General features: G+C 41.0%; 21 protein-coding genes. 11 read left to right on the forward strand and 10 right to left on the reverse strand.

The genetic code is table 11. The annotated features are described in order from the left end of the window. The gene (locus IE339_RS12600; protein ID WP_315906577.1) at window positions 1–906 is read right to left on the reverse strand and encodes a YitT family protein; all 906 of its coding nucleotides are present in this window, start codon (window positions 904–906) and stop codon (window positions 1–3) included. A 494-nt stretch (window positions 907–1,400) separates the two neighbouring features. Here IE339_RS12600 and IE339_RS12605 point away from each other — a divergent pair, with 494 nt between their 5' ends. From IE339_RS12605 to IE339_RS12620, 4 genes are all read left to right on the forward strand, one after another. Then, complete coding sequence (locus IE339_RS12605; RefSeq protein ID WP_242167974.1) at window positions 1,401–3,419, forward strand: penicillin-binding transpeptidase domain-containing protein; 2,019 nt, start codon at window positions 1,401–1,403, stop codon at window positions 3,417–3,419. A gap of 167 nt (window positions 3,420–3,586) precedes the next feature. After that, the gene (locus tag IE339_RS12610) at window positions 3,587–4,618 is read left to right on the forward strand and encodes a Delta(5) desaturase DesA (RefSeq protein WP_242167976.1); all 1,032 of its coding nucleotides are present in this window, start codon (window positions 3,587–3,589) and stop codon (window positions 4,616–4,618) included. A 93-nt stretch (window positions 4,619–4,711) separates the two neighbouring features. Further along, a complete protein-coding gene (locus IE339_RS12615) occupies window positions 4,712–5,857 on the forward strand; it encodes a sensor histidine kinase (RefSeq protein WP_242167978.1) in 1,146 nt (381 codons plus the stop codon). Next, window positions 5,854–6,453, forward strand: coding sequence for a response regulator transcription factor (locus tag IE339_RS12620; RefSeq protein ID WP_242167980.1), 600 nt, complete (start codon window positions 5,854–5,856; stop codon window positions 6,451–6,453). The genes IE339_RS12615 and IE339_RS12620 overlap by 4 nt, the downstream gene beginning before the upstream one ends. Window positions 6,454–6,489: 36 nt before the next feature. On the opposite strand, the gene fsa is transcribed toward IE339_RS12620, so the two are convergent. The 7 genes from fsa to IE339_RS12655 form a co-directional block, all read right to left on the reverse strand. Further along, window positions 6,490–7,155 (reverse strand): fructose-6-phosphate aldolase, encoded by a 666-nt coding sequence (gene fsa / locus IE339_RS12625; protein WP_242167982.1) that lies wholly within the window; start codon window positions 7,153–7,155, stop codon window positions 6,490–6,492. Window positions 7,156–7,175: 20 nt separating this feature from the next. Further along, on the reverse strand, window positions 7,176–8,672 hold the full coding sequence (gene zwf, locus IE339_RS12630; protein WP_242167984.1) for a glucose-6-phosphate dehydrogenase: 1,497 nt from the start codon (window positions 8,670–8,672) through the stop codon (window positions 7,176–7,178). Between the two features lie 157 nt (window positions 8,673–8,829). Continuing rightward, a complete protein-coding gene (locus IE339_RS12635) occupies window positions 8,830–10,218 on the reverse strand; it encodes an aldehyde dehydrogenase (RefSeq protein ID WP_431522789.1) in 1,389 nt (462 codons plus the stop codon). Window positions 10,219–10,275: 57 nt separating this feature from the next. Next, complete coding sequence (locus tag IE339_RS12640) at window positions 10,276–11,055, reverse strand: SDR family NAD(P)-dependent oxidoreductase (RefSeq protein ID WP_242167988.1); 780 nt, start codon at window positions 11,053–11,055, stop codon at window positions 10,276–10,278. A gap of 179 nt (window positions 11,056–11,234) precedes the next feature. Then, on the reverse strand, window positions 11,235–11,390 hold the full coding sequence (locus tag IE339_RS12645; protein WP_242167990.1) for a GNAT family N-acetyltransferase: 156 nt from the start codon (window positions 11,388–11,390) through the stop codon (window positions 11,235–11,237). Then, complete coding sequence (locus tag IE339_RS12650; protein WP_242167991.1) at window positions 11,378–12,196, reverse strand: class I SAM-dependent methyltransferase; 819 nt, start codon at window positions 12,194–12,196, stop codon at window positions 11,378–11,380. The genes IE339_RS12645 and IE339_RS12650 overlap by 13 nt, the downstream gene beginning before the upstream one ends. A gap of 99 nt (window positions 12,197–12,295) precedes the next feature. Continuing rightward, window positions 12,296–12,739: a GNAT family N-acetyltransferase gene (locus IE339_RS12655; RefSeq protein WP_242167993.1), complete on the reverse strand. Its 444-nt coding sequence runs from the start codon at window positions 12,737–12,739 to the stop codon at window positions 12,296–12,298. Between the two features lie 268 nt (window positions 12,740–13,007). Between IE339_RS12655 and IE339_RS12660 the strand changes: the two genes are divergently transcribed. Both IE339_RS12660 and IE339_RS24760 read left to right on the forward strand, forming a co-directional pair. Then, on the forward strand, window positions 13,008–13,175 hold the full coding sequence (locus IE339_RS12660; protein WP_242167995.1) for a hypothetical protein: 168 nt from the start codon (window positions 13,008–13,010) through the stop codon (window positions 13,173–13,175). 94 nt (window positions 13,176–13,269) lie between these two features. Further along, window positions 13,270–13,563: a hypothetical protein gene (locus IE339_RS24760; RefSeq protein WP_053402443.1), complete on the forward strand. Its 294-nt coding sequence runs from the start codon at window positions 13,270–13,272 to the stop codon at window positions 13,561–13,563. 36 nt (window positions 13,564–13,599) lie between these two features. Here the strand turns inward: IE339_RS24760 and dnaN are convergent, their stop codons facing one another. Beyond that, entirely contained in the window at window positions 13,600–14,721 is a 1,122-nt protein-coding gene (gene dnaN / locus IE339_RS12670) for a DNA polymerase III subunit beta (protein WP_242167997.1), read from the reverse strand. A 170-nt stretch (window positions 14,722–14,891) separates the two neighbouring features. Between dnaN and IE339_RS12675 the strand changes: the two genes are divergently transcribed. From IE339_RS12675 to IE339_RS12685, 3 genes are all read left to right on the forward strand, one after another. After that, window positions 14,892–15,137, forward strand: coding sequence for a hypothetical protein (locus IE339_RS12675; protein ID WP_242167999.1), 246 nt, complete (start codon window positions 14,892–14,894; stop codon window positions 15,135–15,137). A gap of 74 nt (window positions 15,138–15,211) precedes the next feature. After that, window positions 15,212–15,955, forward strand: a complete 744-nt coding sequence (locus IE339_RS12680) for a class I SAM-dependent DNA methyltransferase (RefSeq protein WP_242168001.1) — start codon at window positions 15,212–15,214, stop codon at window positions 15,953–15,955. Further along, a complete protein-coding gene (locus IE339_RS12685; protein ID WP_242176189.1) occupies window positions 15,955–16,374 on the forward strand; it encodes a GNAT family N-acetyltransferase in 420 nt (139 codons plus the stop codon). The genes IE339_RS12680 and IE339_RS12685 overlap by 1 nt, the downstream gene beginning before the upstream one ends. Before the next feature lie 36 nt (window positions 16,375–16,410). Here IE339_RS12685 and IE339_RS12690 read toward each other — a convergent pair whose 3' ends face one another. Further along, the gene (locus IE339_RS12690) at window positions 16,411–17,715 is read right to left on the reverse strand and encodes a globin-coupled sensor protein (protein ID WP_242168002.1); all 1,305 of its coding nucleotides are present in this window, start codon (window positions 17,713–17,715) and stop codon (window positions 16,411–16,413) included. Between the two features lie 165 nt (window positions 17,716–17,880). On the opposite strand from IE339_RS12690, the gene IE339_RS12695 reads away from it, so the two are divergent. After that, window positions 17,881–18,078, forward strand: coding sequence for a ChaB family protein (locus IE339_RS12695; RefSeq protein WP_242168005.1), 198 nt, complete (start codon window positions 17,881–17,883; stop codon window positions 18,076–18,078). 88 nt (window positions 18,079–18,166) lie between these two features. Beyond that, window positions 18,167–19,246: a DNA alkylation repair protein gene (locus IE339_RS12700; protein ID WP_242168007.1), complete on the forward strand. Its 1,080-nt coding sequence runs from the start codon at window positions 18,167–18,169 to the stop codon at window positions 19,244–19,246. Window positions 19,247–19,261: the final 15 nt, after the last annotated feature.

Consider the following 19,261-nt stretch of genomic DNA (forward strand, 5'->3'; position numbering starts at 1 on the left):
TTAGTGAATATCTTTCTTTTTGAATCGCCCTCCGCGAACTTCTGCGATATTTGATACGGCAAGAAACGCATTTGGATCGTGATCTTCTACAAGCGATTTTAATTTTGCTTCTTCGAGTCGTGTAATGACACAAAATACTACTTTTTTGTCATCTCCCGTATAAGCACCCTCTCCGTTCAGATAGGTTACTCCACGACCAAGTCGAGCCATAATCGCTTCACCAATATCCTGATAGGCATCACTAATGATCCATGCAGATTTTGACTCATCTAGCCCTTGTACGACTACATCAATCGTCTTGTAGGCAATGAAGTAGGCAATTAAGGAATACATTGCACGGTCCCATGTGTACACGAATCCTGCTGCACTTAAAATGAACAGGTTCATAAACATGATGATTTCGCCAACGGAAAACGGCAGCTTCTTATTGAACAAAATCGCTAAAATTTCCGTTCCATCTAATGATCCTCCATAGCGAATAACGATCCCTACTCCGACCCCTAGTGCGATTCCTCCAAAGACTGTCGCAAGCAACGTATCTTGTGTTACGCCCGGCACGTCGTGAAGCAGAACGGTACTGACAGATAATACAACGATCCCATATAAAGTGGAAAATGCAAAAGTCTTTCCGATTTGTTTGTAGCCGAGGAAAAAGAACGGTAGGTTAAGTAAGAAGAGGAAAATTCCTAGACTTAGTCCTGTAATATGTGACAGCATAATTGAAATTCCGGTAATTCCGCCATCAATAACATTGTTCGGCACAAGGAAAACTTCTAGCCCCAATGCCATGAGTATCGCCCCAAACGTAATAAAGATCGTTCGTTTTAAAACGGCGCTTTTAGGTAATTTTCGGTGTACAGACTGTACGTGTGCATCTTGTTTTTTTTGCGCTAATTCCATGCGCATCCCTCCCTTTCCGTAATAAACTAGCTGTCATCTGCCTTCGTTGTCCATTGCTTCCTTCCGAACCCGTGCTGTTCAGATGACCTCTACTTCCCTCCCATCTTCGTTTATCTTATTTATGTATATGTCTAGTATACATGAACTTTCCTATAACCGTCACCTCATACGCACTACTGTACGAATAGATTTCACATCAAAATCCCGTAAATTCGCTTTATACTGGACAAACGAGCACATTTTTTCATTTTTTCCTCAAAGCGAATACCATGTTATATTCATTCAAAAATATGTATCGAAAAAGCCCATTTTTTGCATACTTTTCAAGTAGCTATCTGTTTATACCTAACAGCTCCCACTCCCCTCTTTTTGATTACGAGGCAAGAATTGTGCAAAAGGTATATATAGTATGTTTTTTTAAAAAAGAGATTCTTATTCCATGTTTTTAATGAAAATCGTTTATAATGGAAAATGATGTCGAAAGAAAGTAGGGATTCTAAATGAAAAAAATCATCGCATTGGCCATGATGCTTATGGTCATTTTTGCTTTGGCCGCCTGCTCCAATACAGATGACGGCAAAAAGCGACTAGATGAATATGTCAGCCTGTGGAACAAGCAGGATTTTGATCAGATGTATTCGTACTTATCCACAAAGTCAAAAAAACAAATTTCGAAAAAAGAGTTTGTAGACCGCTATAAGCGAATTTACAGCGGCGTGGATGTAAAAGATCTTTCCGTAAAAGTGACGTCGAAAAAAGATGTAAAAGAAAAAGATGGAGAGCTACCGCTTAAGGTTGATGTAAATATGCAAACAGCGGGTGGTGAGGTCTCCTTTTCTCAAAACGTAGACGTGATAAACGAAAAACAACAGGATGATGAGAACTGGTATGTGAACTGGTCTCCTTCTCTGATCTTCCCATCCCTTACAAAGGATGATAAAGTTCGTGTGGAAACATTAAAAGCGAAACGCGGAGATATTCTTGACCGTGATAATCGCGCCCTAGCGACTGATGGAACTGCTGCACGCATTGGCATTATTCCAGGGAAATTAGGAGATCAAAAAGAGCAAACCGTAACTGCTCTTAGTCAACAGCTCGGACTCTCTTCTGAGTGGATTAACCAGCAGCTCAGTCAAAAATGGGCAAAAGAAGATTCCTTTGTACCGTTAAAAACAGTACCGCTTGACAATCAAAGTCTCTTAAATAAAGTCACAAAATTGCAAGGAGTGCTAACAGATCAAATCAACGCACGCGTATATCCTTGCGGAGAAGCGTGTTCGCATATCGTAGGTTATACGGGTTCAATCACAGCAGATGTGCTAAAGGAAAAAGAAAAAGATGGCTACAATGCACAGTCTACGATCGGGCGTGCAGGTATGGAGAAAGCATATGAAGATAAGCTCCGTGCGGTTGATGGAGCAGTCATCTATTTACAAGATGCTCGTGGTAATCGAAAGAAAGAAATCGCTCGAAAAGATGCGAAAAACGGGCAAAACATTAAGCTTACAATCGATGTAGACACCCAAATTGCGATGTACGACCAGTTAAAAACGGAAACAGGCGTTGGCGTAGCCGTTCAACCTAAAACAGGTGAAGTGATTGGCTTGGTCAGCGCACCATCGTTTGACTCAAATGATTTTGCACTCGGTATCTCCTCAAAAGATTATGAGGCGCTTGAAAATGATCCGAAAAAACCATTAATTAACCGAATTACAAGCAAGTTCTCACCTGGCTCAACGATGAAAATGGTAACGTCAGCGCTTATTTTAGATAATCAAACGATTAAGCCTAATGAAAAATTAAAAATTGACGGCCCGTGGCAAAAAGATGAAAGCTGGGGTAAATTCCATGTAAATCGTGTAGGCAGTATGCCCGCAGTGGACTTGCGTGATGCGCTCGTAACCTCTGACAACATTTATTTTGCAGAAACAGCTGTCAAGCTAGGACTTACAAAGTACGAAGAAGGTGCCAAAAAATTCGGCTTCGGTGAATCGCTACCGATTGAATATCCAGCCTTTAAAAAATCACAGCTTTCCAACAGCGGCTCTCTAGGTTCTGAAATTGATTTAGCGAATTCTGCTTACGGTCAAGCGCAAGTCTTAGTAAACCCACTTCACTTAGCCATGATGTACACGTCATTAGTGAACGATGGGAATATCATCAAACCGACGCTTTTAGCCAATAGCAAAGACGGTGAAGTTTGGAAGAAGCAAGCGATGTCTCCTGAAACAGCGTCCATTATTAAGCAGGACCTCATTCAAGTAGTTGAAGCACCAAATGGGACGGGGCACGCAGCCAAACTGCCAAACATAACGCTTGCAGCTAAAACTGGTACAGCAGAATTAAAAGAAGAACAAGGAACACGCGGAAAAGAAAACGGTTGGTTTGTAGCCGTTAATACCGATAATCCTCGCCTTCTCGTAGCTATGATGGTGGCAGATGTTAAAAAAGGCGGAAGTCATTACGTTGTACCAAAGGTCAAATCGATTTTTGAACAGTATTTTGCCAATAATAAATGATCAAAAAAGAAACTGGACCTCGCTCCAGTTTCTTTTTTATTGTCATATTTTTGTTGAATTTTCGCACATATATGACATTTGTCATATATGTACTATTACATGTATGACTTAAAGCGGTTTCTTTTTTCTTCTATACTACTATTAACACGTTTAGAGGAGATATAATAATGACTATTCAACAGCAAAAAAATTTACGAAAAGACATGGCTCCTTACGAAAAAGCGAATACAAAACAAAGCGTTCAGCAGCTCATAAACACGATCTTACCCTTTATGGCTCTTTGGTTTCTCGCCTATAAAAGTTTAGAGGTTTCTTACGTACTTACCCTTTTACTAGCAATCATAGCGGGCGGATTCCTCGTTCGGATTTTTATTATTTTTCATGATTGCTGTCACTACTCGTTTTTTAAGAAACGCTCACATAATAAAATACTCGGAACGATTACAGGTGTACTAACACTGTTTCCTTTTCACCAATGGGGACATGATCATTCTGTTCATCACGCAACAAGTGGAAATTTAGATAAACGCGGTGTAGGCGATATGTGGATTCTTACCGTTCAAGAATATAAAGACGCTTCTCTTTGGACAAAATTACGCTATCGTATGTACCGAAACCCAATCATCATGTTTGGTCTTGGCCCAATTTACGTCTTCCTTTTAAAGAATCGTTTTAACCGACGAGGTGCTAAGCGAGCAGAACGATTAAATACGTATGTAACAAACGTAGCAATCGTTGGCGTCGTAGCGCTTATGTGCTTACTTGTAGGATGGAAAGCATTTGTTCTTGTACAATTACCGATTTTTTGGATCTCAGGAGCAGCAGGCATTTGGTTGTTCTATGTACAGCACCAATTCGAAGATTCTTACTTTGAAGAAAATGACGAATGGGAATATGTAAAGGCAGCTGTTGAAGGAAGCTCTTTTTATAAGCTCCCAAAAGCACTGCAGTGGCTGACAGGGAACATTGGATACCACCATATCCATCACTTAAGCCCACGTGTCCCTAACTATCATTTAGAAGCGGCTCACAATAGCAGCGTTCCATTACAACATGTTCCGACGATTACGCTAAAAACAAGTCTTACTTCCCTACGCTTCCGATTATGGGATGAAGATCAGAAAACCTTTGTGCGTTTTAAAGACGCGAAAGTACAACGTCAAAAAGCGTTTACGACCCAAACAAAAGCAGAGTTATAATTAAACCGTCAAGCCTTTTCTTATAAGGCTTGACTCCTTTTTTATGTTTTATGATACACTGAAATAAACGTTATAAGACAAAGAGGTTTTTTGATGAAAAAAAAGCAGTCTTTCTTCCACAAAATTACGGGTCTTTCCCCGTTTATTTGGACGATTTTTGGTATTTTGCCTTTTTATTTTATTGTGCAGTCTACCTCCCGCAACCACATTGTTTTAGGAATTTTATGTACCATTCTCTTTTTTATTTTTTACCGATTTGCCTTTATTTCGCGTGGCCGAAGCATTTACATCTGGACATTCCTGCTGATTGCCCTATCCGTTACGCTCACCTTTCTTTTTAATTATATTTACTTTGCGTTCTACTTCGCCTTTTTCATTGCTTACTTTATTGGCAACATTGAAAAGCGGTCAACGTTTTTAATTTTATATATCGTGCATTTAGTTATTACGGTCATTAGTGTCAATGTGAACGTGGCCATTCAAGCAGAAGTGTTTTTACGTCAGCTTCCGTTCATTTTTGTTATCTCACTCAGCGTAGTCGTGCTTCCCTTTAGTATTTTTAACCGAAAGAAAAGTGGGTTGCTTGAAGAAAAGCTTCAAGATGCGAATCAGCGCATCGCCGAGTTAAGCAAGCATGAAGAACGACAGCGCATTGCAAGAGATCTTCACGATACGCTCGGACAAAAGCTTTCGCTGATCGGTTTAAAAAGCGATTTGGCACGGAAGCTTGTGTACAAAGATCCCGAACAAGCAAAGTCCGAACTAAAAGACGTTCAGCAAACCGCTCGCACGGCACTCAATGAAGTACGAAAAATGGTCTCACAGATGAGAGGAATTCGCTTAGACGATGAGCTCATTCACGTACAACAAATTTTAAAAGCAGCTGAAATTGAACTAAACGTTGTCAAAAAAACGACGCTTTCTAGCGTTTCCTTGTTTGTAGAAAATATTTTGAGTATGTGTGTAAAAGAATCGGTCACAAACATCGTGAAGCATAGCAAAGCTACTCGCTGCACGATTACCCTTGCGCAATCCGTCAAAGAAGTACAAATTATTATTTGTGACGATGGGATCGGAATTGAGGATGAGCATTTTCGCTCTAGAGGACATGGGTTTCAAGGTATGCAGGAACGGCTTCAGTTTGTAAACGGAACACTTGATGTACGAACGGAGAACGGTACCACCCTTATTATCAAAGTTCCTAACGTTTTAACACACGTCAAGGAGGTAGAAAAATGATTCGAATTGTGATTGCAGAAGATCAACAAATGATGCTCGGAGCGCTAGGTTCTCTTCTTAATCTAGAAGATGATATGGAAGTAGTAGGCAAAGCATCAAACGGTGAACAAGCTGTAGCACTCGCAAAGCAACATCAGCCTGATATATGCATTATGGATATTGAAATGCCGATTAAGACCGGTTTAGAAGCAGCAGAGGAACTAAAAGGATTAAATTGCAAAGTCATTATCCTCACCACTTTCGCCCGCTCAGGCTATTTTCAACGTGCTTTAAAAGTAGGCGTAAGCGGTTATTTGCTAAAAGATAGTCCAAGCGATGAGCTAGCTAGCTCCATTCGAAGCGTTATGTCAGGAAGACGCGTCTACGCGCCTGAGCTTGTCGACGATGCATATGGTGAAGAAAACCCGCTCACTGCTCGTGAAAAAGAAGTGCTGGTGCTTATTGCAGACGGCAAAAACACAAAGGAAATCGCTACCCAACTCTCCATTAAGACAGGAACGGTTCGCAACTACATTTCCACGATTTTAGATAAACTAGAAGTTAAAAATCGAATCGAAGCCATTACGCGTTTTACGGAAAAAGGCTGGTTCAAATAGAAAAGAAGCGGGTGGACCACCCGCTTCTTTTTTCGGCTACTTTCCTACCTTCGCCCAGTCCGCCGCAAACTTATCAATTCCTTGATCTGTGAGCGGATGCTTTGTAAGCTGTTCAATGACTTTATACGGAATGGTTGCAATATTAGCCCCTGCTAATGCCACACGCGTTACGTGATCTGGATGACGGACAGATGCCGCAATAATTTGTGTATCTAAATTATGAATTAAAAACAGCTCGGCAATTTTCTCTACCAGAAGTACTCCGTCTTCTGAAATATCGTCAAGACGCCCTAAAAACGGTGATACATACGTTGCACCAGCACGAGCGGCAAGAAGTGCTTGGTTCACGGTAAAAATGAGCGTAACGTTTGTTTTGACACCCTTTTTTGTTAGATAGCGACATGTTTCTAAACCGTCCATCGTCATGGGAAGTTTAATGGTGATTTTTTTGTCTCCGCCGTTAATTTTAATTAGCTCTTCTGCCTGTTTAATCATCTCTTCTGACTTTGTAATATCAGGCGTCACTTCTGCTGAAACAGATTCAACGTCTGGAACGAGTTTACAAATTTCTTCGATGCGATCTTCAAACTTAATTCCCTCTTTTGCTACTAATGACGGATTTGTCGTTACTCCTGATAAAATACCTAATCGATGTGCTTGTTTAATTTCGTCAATGTTTGCTGTATCAATAAAAAATTTCATAATGTTAACCTCCAAATAAGTTATAAAGTAACCGATAGTTTTGATTCTGCGGGATCTTTTCCCGTCCACCACGTAAATCCATCTTTTTGAACGAGCTCGTCTGCTTCTTTTGGTCCGTTTGTTCCTGCTTCATACGTATTTAGCGGCAGCGTGTTTTCCTGAAATGCTTGTAAAAGCGGATCAATCCATTTCCACGCAAGCTCTACCTCTTTCCAATGAGCAAAAAACGTGGAGTCCCCGCGAAACACATCATAAATTAATCGCTCATAGGCTTCTGGAATTTCATCCTGATCGCTCGAAAAATGAATCGAAACGGTTTCAAGCTGGCCATTCTTCAACGGATTTTTACTATTAAGCTGAAGAGACATGCTTTCATTCGGATTAATTTGGATCACAAAGAGATTTGGTGCGACCTCTTGATTTTGATCGACGTACAGATCTTTTAATGGATTTTTAAACTCGATCACAATTCGCGTTGATTTTTCGCTTAGACGCTTCCCAGTTCGAATATAGAACGGAACGCCTTGCCAAAATTCATTATCAATCCACAGACGAGCGGCAACAAACGTATCGGTTTGTGAATGTTCCTTCACGCCTGGTTCGTCCGTGTAAGCAGGCACTGCCTTTCCTTTCATCTCTCCTGCTCCGTACTGTCCTCTTACAACGCTTGCTTGAATGTCTGTTGAGGTGAGCGGACGAAGAGATTCAATCACTTTACGTTTTTCATCTCGAATATCACTTGCACAAATTTTCTTCGGTAGGTGCATTGCTGTCATCATTAAGAGTTGAAGCATATGGTTTTGAAACATATCCCGAATTGCTCCAGCTCCATCATAATATCCTGCTCGTTTTTCTACTCCGACGGTTTCACTCGCGGTAATTTGAACGTTTGCAATGTACTGGTTATTCCAAAGTGCTTGCAACACCGGGTTTGCGAACTCAAGTGCTTCGAGATTTTGAACCATTGGCTTTCCTAAATAGTGATCGATGCGGTAAATTTCTTCTTCTTCAAACGCATGATTCAAATGGTTATTTAACTCTTGCGCGGACTCCACATCATGTCCGAACGGTTTTTCAATGATTAATCGTTTAAACCCTTTTGTCGATCCGAGCCCGCTTTTCTTTATATGAAGGGCAATTGTGTCAAAAAACATCGGGGCGACTGATAAATAAAAGAGGCGGTTGCCGGGAATATCATATGTTTTCTCCTGCTCTTCTACGAGCTGTAAAAGCTTGCTGTAGTCGTCCTCTTTTTTCGCATCTAGCGTTGTATAGAGAATTTTTTCTAAAAAGGCTTGTAGCTCATTTTCGCTCGGGTCTCGGCGTGAGAACGATGTCACCGCGTCTTTGACATGCTGATGAAAATCAGCAAGCGACATTTCATCCATACCGAGTCCAATCACAGAAAGAGTGCTTGGTACCTTTTGGTCGATGTATAAGTTATAGAGCGCGGGAAAAATCTTTCGTTTAGCAAGATCTCCCGTCGCTCCGAATAAAACAAATGTCATTGATTCCAATTTGCTTTTCCCCTTGCTTTACACCCTTTTGGGAGAGCGTGTGTTATTTCGGCTTGAAACACCATTCTTACTATTCCCTACTTAAGCTTGAAACATGGCGGGGGTTTCTTCCACTTTTACAATAAAAAAAGAGCTGTGGTATCCCCACAGCTCTTCGCTACTTCAACAGCTTCTTAATAATTTTCAACCCGTTTTTTGCATTTGGATAGCGAAAGCTAAAATCAAATTTGTTTGTTTGCTTTAGCACACTTTTATAATGTGAAAAAGTAGTAAAACTTGATTCACCGTGATAACTTCCGATTCCACTCTCACCTACTCCACCAAAAGGTAAGTATGGAGTAGCAATATGCATAAGCGTGTCGTTCACACAGCCTCCCCCAAATGAAATCTCGTCCATCACCTTACGCTCGTTCTCCTTATTCGTCGTGAACATGTAGAGCGCCAGTGGCTTTGGTCGTTTTAGAATAAAATCAACAACCGTTTCCATATCGCTGTAGCTCAAAACAGGAAAAATCGGCCCGAATATTTCTTCTGTCATCACAGGGACATTATGATTTCGCGGCACAAGCAGCGTTGGTTCAATTTTTTCAACCTCTTCATCTGCTCGTCCACCGTATAAAATCTCTCCGTCCTGCAAGTACTCTTTTAATCGATTAAAATGGCGATCGTTAACGATTTTGACGTATTTCTCATTGCCGATTGCATCTTTGCCATAAAACTCTTGAACCACTTTTATATACTCTCTAATAAACGCCTCACGAACCTGTTCATGAACAAACAAATAGTCAGGTGCGATGCACGTTTGCCCCGCATTCGTTAACTTTCCAAATGCGATGCGTTTTGCTGCTAGCGCAATGTCGGCTGTCTCATCTACAATGCACGGACTTTTCCCACCTAGCTCTAGGGTAACGGGTATGAGCTGGTTGGCCGCTGCTTCCATAATCACCTTTCCAACAGGAACGCTTCCTGTAAAGAAAATATAATCAAACGGCTGCTCTAACAGATGCTGCGTTGTTTTGACACCACCTTCAACAACAACGACATATTTCTCTAAAAAAGCTTCTTTCATTAGCGAAGCCATTAAGTGTGACGTGTGCGGTGTTAATTCAGATGGTTTTAAAATAGCCGTATTTCCTGCTGCAATGGCGCCCACAAGCGGTGAGAGTTGTAGCTGAAACGGATAATTCCAAGGCGCAATAATGAGCGTAACACCATACGGCTCGGCAATTTTGTAGCCTTTTGAACCAATATGTGTTTTAGCCGTTTTGACCTTTTCAGGTGCCATCCACTTCTTCAAGTGCTTTAAGGTAAAATTAATTTCTTCTAATAAAATGCCAATTTCCGTTGTGTACGCCTCTGCCTCCGACTTATTCAGATCTTTTTTTAATGCATGAATAATTCGAGCTTCATTTTGTCGTACGACCGCTCCTAGCTTTTCTAGTGCTTGAACTCGGAACGCAAGAGGTCTTGTTTCACCGCTTCGAAAGAATATTTTTTGTTTCTCGACCAACGCCTTCACATCTTCTAGCGTCTGCTCCCCTATCATCGCTTCTTCAGTCAACTTCATCACTCCTCATCTTTCTGCTTCATTCCTTACTTATGATTATGCTTTAGCTTGGACCTTTCGAACAATAGCTGTCACCCATTTTCTTGGCAAAAATTTAACCGAATTTGCCATTACGCGATTTTTAAAGCCTGGAATAACAATCGTTTTACCAGCTTTGAACTGTTTATAGCCAATTTCTGCTACGGTTTCAACATCCATCACGCCGCTTTGAAACAATTTTGACTTCCCTAAATCAGCGCGGTTTGAAAAGCCAGTATCTGTCGGACCAGGGCACAAAGCCATAATCGTAACCCCTGTTCCCTTCACTTCGTTTTCCAATGCTTCACTAAGAGAAAGAACATACGCTTTTGTTGCATAATAGACTGCCATTAAAGGGCCTGGCTGGAAGGCTGCACTAGACGCTACGTTTAGTATCCCACCACTTCGTCGTTCCACCATTCCTGGCAAAAACAGCTTGCTTAAATGAGTTAATGAACGAATATTCAAATCAATCATATTCAATTCTTTTTCTGTATCCGTTTCTGTAAATTCTCCAAACAGACCGAATCCTGCGTTATTGACTAAATAATCAATAATGATGCCCCGCTCCTGAAGTTCTTGATGCAATTGCTGAATTTGATCTGGATCAGATAAATCTCTTATGAATAGTATGACATTTGCCCCATACCGAGCCTCTAAATTCTGCTTTACTTCAGCTAATTTTTCTGCGCTTCGTGCGACGAGAACAAGCGAATGCCCCTCTTTGGAAAAATGTGTGGCCAACTCCTTCCCAATTCCACCTGATGCTCCCGTAATTAAAACCGTTCCTTTTTTCATTCTCTATTCACCTCTGTTATTTTTATATGTTTAAGTTTTTAAACATTTAATCATTTGACTAAAAATTTAATTCATTTTTAGTCATTCGTCAACTATTTTTTATTATTTATTATTCTTTTGTTTGTTACATAATAAAAACCTACTTCTGAATGAAAGCAGGTTCTTGCTTTTATTAATATTTACATGCTCATAACGATGAACGGTACGTTTTTATGTTGAAAACGCTCCACCTCGGAAAAACCAATCTTTTTATACAAGTGAATCGCACGGTGATTGAAATCAGCTACGGACAATCGATAAACGTCTGATGGAAACAGCTTCTTTAACTGCTCCATCCTATTCTTCGTCCAATGTATAAAAGATGCGTTGACACGCCTAAAAGAGCGGGATCTTTTGCAGCTTCAATAAATACATTCATCATATGCTGCGCCTCGCCTCGCTCTTGCCAATACGCCATTTCTTCTTCCGTCATTAACCCCCCTAGATTAGATGATCCGATCAGCTGTACGGTTTCAAAGCCATGCTGCTCCATAAATGGAGCGATTTCTTCTACGTTGAAATAATACGCTCCTGTAAAACGACCTTCATCAGCGTGATTAAATATGCCTGTTTCTGAGAACTTCTCTAAGTTCTCCGCTTCATGATTTGGCTTCCAGCGTAGCGGTGAACGAAGCGAATTTAATACGTGGCGAACTCGTGGCATGAAGGCAACAAACACGAAACCATCTTTCTTCGTTACGCGATATAATTCCTTTATCGCTTTGTTGCGATCTTCCTTCTCCTGCAAATGATACATCGGTCCAAGTGCAAGAGAAGCATCAAAGACTTCATCTGAAAAGTGAGACAAGTCACGCGCATCGGCTACGTGGAAATCTGCAAATTGCTCAGCCACTGAAAGCTCCACTGCTTTCTCTTTTGCAACCTCTACAAGGCGTGGAACAAGATCGGTGAGCGTCACCGTATGCCCTGCCTGTGCGAGGCGCATTGCATATTTTCCTGGCCCGGCTCCGTTATCTAAAATGTGACCACTGCTTGGAAGATATTTTTGTATGTAATGCCAGTTGATTTGAAACTCAAGCGGTTCACGGTCTAGCCTTCCCCATTCATCAAACGCTGTGTAATAATCAATAATTGATCCCATTATTTTAAGCTCCTTTAACTATGTATACTAGGTAATCTATTCCACGAAAAAACAGCAAATCCTCCCATGAGAAAGTGTTCAAGACCCAGTCTGGCTACTCTATAGCACCTTTTCGAAATGAACTTCTTCTCCATCTCTATCTACGATCGTATAGCCTAACGATTCATATAAACGAATAGGCTTTGTCCACTCTTTTGTTGTTTCAATCACAATCCGCTTGTACTTCAGTGCTTTAATTTGTGTTTCTAACGTATGAACCATCTGCTTTGCGTATCCATTTTTTCGATAGCGATGAGCAACAGACATACGACAAATCCGTGCCGTGTCTGCTGTTTCTCGTAAAAAAGCACCTGTGCATACTAGTTCCTCACCGATTTTCCCGATCAAAAACAGCGAACCCGCGCCTTCATAGGTTTGTAGGATATGGTGTAAATCTGGATTAAGGGACTCATCAATCGAAGGAAAATAATCGAGGAAACCCTCGTAAATAAGCTCCTTAGCTTGGCTAACAGTAGGAAGAGAAACAGGTTCAATTTGTAGCATCTCTATGCTCCTTTCAGTTACATATGATCCATTCCTAATTTTACCATTTTTTTACATAGACAAGATTATTTATTTGTTACATCACGTGTTTGACTCCTCGCCGAACATTCCTTCTTCAAATGCAAAAAGCGACCACGTATCGGATTTCATTACTTGACTGATGGACTGCCCGCATTAAAACACAAAAGAATAGATCTGTGATAAAATGGAATATATTTCTATGAAGCACTAAAATACAACGGAAGTGTTCCTAAAAGGGGGGAGAAAAATGAATGTATTGGCACCTTTATTTTTCTGGGGGGTTGGTCTACTTATCCTTTATGCAGTTATTGAAGCTGCGGTTCGAAGAGGGGTTGATTCTTCTCGTTTACACGAGACCATTCAGCGTTTAGAAGCGCGAATAGAAGAGATGCAGAAACCTTCTGATCACGAATAAGAAATAACGTTTTTTATAGGCGTTCGCCCTCTCACTTTCTCTTTTTCTACATAACGTATAGGGTAATGACCTATATAAGGAGCGATGTTTGTTTATGAATCACTATCAACATACCGGGTATACAACTGAGTACCTTCACTACTATGTTCCCTATTCGTATGCGCAGCCTTTCCCTTCATATGACACACGATTTCAAAACCAAAACGTAGGTGGCCTCAAGCAGCGTGTAGCAGAACTTGAGCGTCAAAACGTTCAGCAAATTCGGGAAATTACCCGCTTAAATCAAGTCGTAGAGCGCCACACGTTTCGATTAAACCGTTTGAATCAGCGCCTTCGTGTACTTGAAAAGCGCTTTAATATTCCATTCACAGCTGAAGACGGATTTTAAATGAGAAAAGTCAGGTAGATCTCTACCTGACTTTTCCTATGAGCGAACAGGTGAGATCAAATGGCGATGTGAAGATGATGAAAGAGGTTCAATCACAATGGGCTTCATCGCACCGTCGTAATGAATTTGAATATGCTCCTCCTCCATTACCTTTAGCGCATCAAGCAGAAACGAACCGTCTAGCGAAATATGAAACTCCCTTTCACCCTCTATCTTTTCTACTTCCTGCTTTTCCTGTACTTGCCCCATTTCTGATTCAAATGAAGCAATGTTCAGGCGCCCATCCTCTAGTTTAAGCCGAATGTTGTTGTGCTTCCATTCACTTGCAAATAAAGAGGCTCGGTCAATTCCTTGTAAAAATGATTTTGTATTAACAACAAGAGTAGTCTTCATATCCGTTGGAAACAAGCCGCTCACATCAGGATATCGACCTTCAATTAGACGAGAATATACCGTTAACGATCCTAATTGAAAGATCGCGTGACTGGTCGTGAAAAAAAGGTGAAGGTCCTGCTCTTCTTGCTGAATTAATTTCACCAATTCTTGCAAACTCGCGCTTGGAACAACGAGCGAAATATTTTGATCATACGTAACGTGCTGTTCTTTTAGCGCTAATCGATGAGAATTGGTTGCCACACATCTCAGCTTTCCCCCTTGAACTGACAGATGAACACCTGTCAATAACGGTCTCGTACTGTTTTTCGCCACCGCAAAAACCGTCTGCCTAATCATTTGTACAAAATGCTGACTAGGTATAACGATGGGATCCTGCTTTTCAAAGGAGGGCAGTGTTGGATAGTGAGATGGATCAAGCCCCTGTAGCGTAGTAACTACTTCCCCAGATCGAATCGTAATTTTTGTCTTACTCGTCGTAATGTGAATGTCATGAGACAGTTTTCGCACAAGTTCAGTAAGTAATTTGGCAGGAATGACCGCCTCACCTGTTTTTCTAATATGTACCTTTTCTATATTTCTCTCAATGGTCGGGACAAATAGCTGAATCATCATATCCAAATTCGCTCCCGTCACTACTAATCCATCCGGCTGAGCGGTAATTTTAATTCCTGACGAGACGGCTGTTCCTCCTTTTGCTGAAACAGCTTTGCTTGCCTCTGAAATAACTCGTTTAAACGTTGCTTGCTTAACGGTAAAATCCATCCTCATCCTCATTTCTAGCAAAATAGTCTTTTACCAAAATTCGACATAAATAAGAGAATTCCTTGTTCGCTCTCCGTTTAGGCATTTATCGTTCCCTTTTGCTTGTCTCATACATACATTATTTGTAATGATCTACCTAGAACCTATTTTTCCATAAGGAGGGATGTGAGATGTACCAGTATTGGCCCTATTACCAGCCGCAAAGGTATACGCGGGAAACCATTCAAAAGCTTGTCAATTTACAGCCACGAGTTGAATTATTAGAGGTGAAAAGCGCTCAAAAAGAAGAAGCCCTTAACAACTTTAATAAAGTGACCATGTTACAAGACAACGCCCTTGACCGGCTGAACGAACGTCTTAAAGTGTTAGAAAAGCAGGAAAATATCCCTCTGCCAACGAGTGAGGATGGGTATTAATTCGCAGAAAATATTGAATTTAATGACCAACAGCGCTATAATAAGGTAATTTGTGTAAAAGGAGGGACTTTTTAATGAAAGATCGCGGCTCTAGATTTTACGATCACAACGACACGTTTTCACAGTATACTAGTCTTCGAGAACGACCAGAGAATGCAAACGATACGCTCGAAAAGCCGGTTATGATGGATTTGCTTGGTGATGTGGGGGATAAAGCCGTTCTAGATCTCGGATGCGGAGATGCACGATTTGGAGTTGATTTGTTACAAAGAGGCTGTTCCTTCTATCACGGCATTGACGGCTCCAAAAATATGATTGATCTCGCTCAGCAACAGATTGAGCATGAATCAATTACGCTCGAACGTGTAGATCTTGAGGAATGGAATCCTCCTGTAGCACAGTATGATCTTGTCGTTTCACGTCTTGTGTTTCACTACCTCGAAGATTTAAAAACAATCTTTGACCGCATACATACTGCATTGAAACCTGGGGGGACAATCATTTTCTCGGTGGAGCACCCCGTTATTACATCCACTCTTCAGCCTGCTGGACTACGGACAAGCTGGGTCGTTGATAATTATTTTTCAATGGGTTATCGAACACAGCAATGGCTCGGTGGAAGTGTTGAAAAGTATCACCGTACGCTCGAGGAATACTTTCAGCTTTTACAAGAAAGTGGCTTTACCGTAGAAAGTTTAAAGGAGTCCTCTCCTCGTCGTGAGTTCTTCTTGAGCGACGAAACGTTTGAACGACGAAAACGAATTCCGCTCTTTTTATTTTTAAAAGCTACGAAAAAAGACGTGGAGAGTAATTGTTGATGATTACATTATCTGAAACGATCGAGAACGTTGATGTTAACCAGTTGCAGTGCGTCTATCAATCTGTTGGATGGAACCGTCATACTCCAGATGCGATCCAAACGATTTTTGCCGCAAGCAACGTCATTTGCCTGGCCTTCCACCAAGAGAAAGTGGTCGGAATCGGACGTGCCATTTCAGACGGAGTTTTTAATGCAGCGATTTATGACGTGGTTGTGCATAATGATTTCCAAGGACAGCGAATTGGACAATCTATCATGGAAAATCTTTTAGGACGGTTAAAAGACGTCTCTTGCGTTCACTTAATTTCCACTACCGGAAACGAAGCGTTTTACAGTCGATTTGGGTTAAAACAGACAAAAACAGGTATGGCACGCTACCAAAATCCAAGTCTTGCAAATGAGTATCTTGTACCTTAACTTTCACGCAAAAAAGCTAAGCATCGCGCTTAGCTTTTACTTTTCTTTTTGAATAAACGATAACGACACTAGTTCTTTTGCGGTATCTGCTACTTTCTCCATCGAATGACTAATTTGCTGAATCGCTTGCTTAAATTCGTTCATTTGCTCTTCCACTAATAAGTTTTGCTCTTTGCTGTCCTTCATGGTCTCGACAATCTCACCAAAGAAGGTTCGAATTTGATTCACGTTTTCAGCTGTTTTGATCACTGATTCGTTAATATCACTCATGTATGTTGCAACATCTTGAATCTGTTCATTAGTGGCTTCGATGAGCGATGACACATCACCTGCTGATTTTTTTGTCTGTTCTGCAAGCTTTCGTACCTCACTAGCCACAACGGAGAATCCTTTTCCAGCCTCTCCTGCACGGGCCGCTTCAATCGCAGCATTAAGGGCAAGTAAATTCGTCTGATCCGCTATAGACGTTACAAGGCCAACAATTGCACTAATGTCTGTTGCAATATTTTCAAGTTGCGCCATTTCTTTTTGGATACTTTTCATGAATGCCTGAACGTTCTCCACTTCTCTCTTTTGATTTTCGAGCTGATGCATTCCATTTTTTGATTGCGACTCTACAATCGTCGCCATTGAACTTGCCTGTCTGGAAAAATCAATAATTTGCACAGATTGCGACAATAGTTGTTGAATAGCCGCACTCGTTTCTACCGTCACATCCGCTAGCATCTCTGACGTGCGATCTACCTGTAGAAGAATTTGCTGCTTTTGTCTCTCCGCTTCTAGACGAATGCGTTCTCGCTCATTCTCATATGCTTCAAGCACAATTTGTTGCTCTAGACTCAATATTTTAGTCGTCGCTGCTAAATAATTTCCGTATTCCGTTGTATCATGAAAATGATCATGATAGATTTTCATGATAGATAGAAGTAAATTTTGAAAGGCACACATGTACCATTTAGGTAGAAGACCGATGTGCACATGAACCTGCGCAATTCGCATTCGGCGCTGAATAAATTGCTCGTTAATAACACCGTCGAACATCTCTCCTACATGATCAGTTAGCGTTTTCTTTAAGCGATTGATGTTGCTATTCTTTTCAATAATAGTCGTTAAGCTTTTTTCAGCGTTTAAGTGTCGGTAAAATTCGTCGACAATCCATGTGATATTTTCCTTTATAAACGGTTTGGCTTTCTGTAAATAACCCAAATCTTGAACGGTCAAGTTCACCATATGAATTTGCTTCCATAGCACATGCGTTTTCGGAAGATGAATCTCTCCGTTTACTTGTATTTGTTTTTCATTCTTGCCTTCATGTTCATTTCCCTTCTTTTTAGAAAACATATCTCTCGCTCCTATCTCGTTAGCTATAAGGGAAAAACGACTTACTACATAAAATTCAGCCATCTTACTATATGAGCAAAACAGCTCAGAAATGCGTGAACACGTTCATTCTAGGTTTCTTTTAGGATGAAATTGGGAAATAAGCAGATAAGGAGGATGGATACTATGTCTTATACATCTTTAAAGGATTTACCGAAGAGCGTTACCGATCACCTTCCACATCATGCACAGGAAATTTACAAAAAAGCATTTAACTCTGCGACGAAGGAGTATGATGAGGACGAAACTGCACATCAAGTTGCGTGGAGTGCTGTCGAGCAAACGTATTATAAAAACGAAGATGGTAAATGGGTAGAAAAATAAGAAAACCAGGTGGAGAATGCCCGCCTGGTTTTTCTTTCTGTTATAATAGAACATACGATCGCACACTTATATGAAATGAGGAACATAAATGGCTGGGGAATTACGGCATGCATATAGTCCGCAATTTATTGACACTTTATCACAATTAGTAACGAAGGAACTCCCTTCTTTTGACTTACCTTCTTTTCGTTCAAGCGTGTTTCAGAACGATTGGGAGCACTTAACCCTAAAGGAGCGAATGAGAAGAGTCACTACTTCCCTTTATGCTACATTACCGACGGAGTATGAAAAGGCGCTTTCCATTTTATATAAGGTAGCACCCAAAGTTTCAAAAGGATTACCTGGCCTTGTCTTCCCTGACTTTGTCCAAGTCTATGGCCTTGCACACTGGGAAAAATCGATGCAGGCACTGGCGTTTTTCACCAAGCTATCAAGCGCTGAGTTTGCTGTTCGTCCGTTTCTATTAGAAGACAATGAGCGGATGATGAAACAAATGATTGAATGGTCCAAGAGTGACAACGAACATGTACGAAGGCTGGCAAGCGAGGGGTCTCGACCGAGGCTTCCATGGGGATTAACCGTCCCCTCATTGAAATCGAATCCAAGGCAAACATTTGCGATTCTTAACCAATTGAAACAAGATGAATCACTCTATGTACGCAAAAGCGTAGCAAACCATCTCAATGATGTCTCTTACCTAGATGCTGACTTTGTTCTAGATATTGCCTACGACTGGTATGGAAATCATTCTGAAACAAACTGGATCGTTAAACATGCGTGTCGCTCTCTCTTAAAGAAAGGGAACGAACGAGCTCTCACACTGTTTGGCTACGGCGATCCGACAGGCATTACGATTGATCACGTTAGTCTCGACAAAAGTGAGCTAGCCATTGGCGATGATTTACTCGTTTCGTTCACGGTTCACTCCTCCCATCATCAACCCGTTCGCATTGAATATGTAATTGATTTCGTCAAAGCAACAGGAAGCAGATCAGCGAAAAGTTTTATTTTAAAGCAGTTTGAAATGAAGGAAAATGAAACAAGAGAATTTCAAAAGCGCCACTCCTTTAAGGATTTAACGACGAGAAAGCATTACGAAGGCCTTCACACGCTGTCTCTTAAAGTGAACGGCGTTACGATCTCCAGTCACAATTTTTTCCTTACCTAAAAAGCCTGTGCTCTA

The organism is Priestia koreensis (assembly GCF_022646885.1).
Taxonomy (GTDB): domain Bacteria; phylum Bacillota; class Bacilli; order Bacillales; family Bacillaceae_H; genus Bacillus_AG; species Bacillus_AG koreensis_A.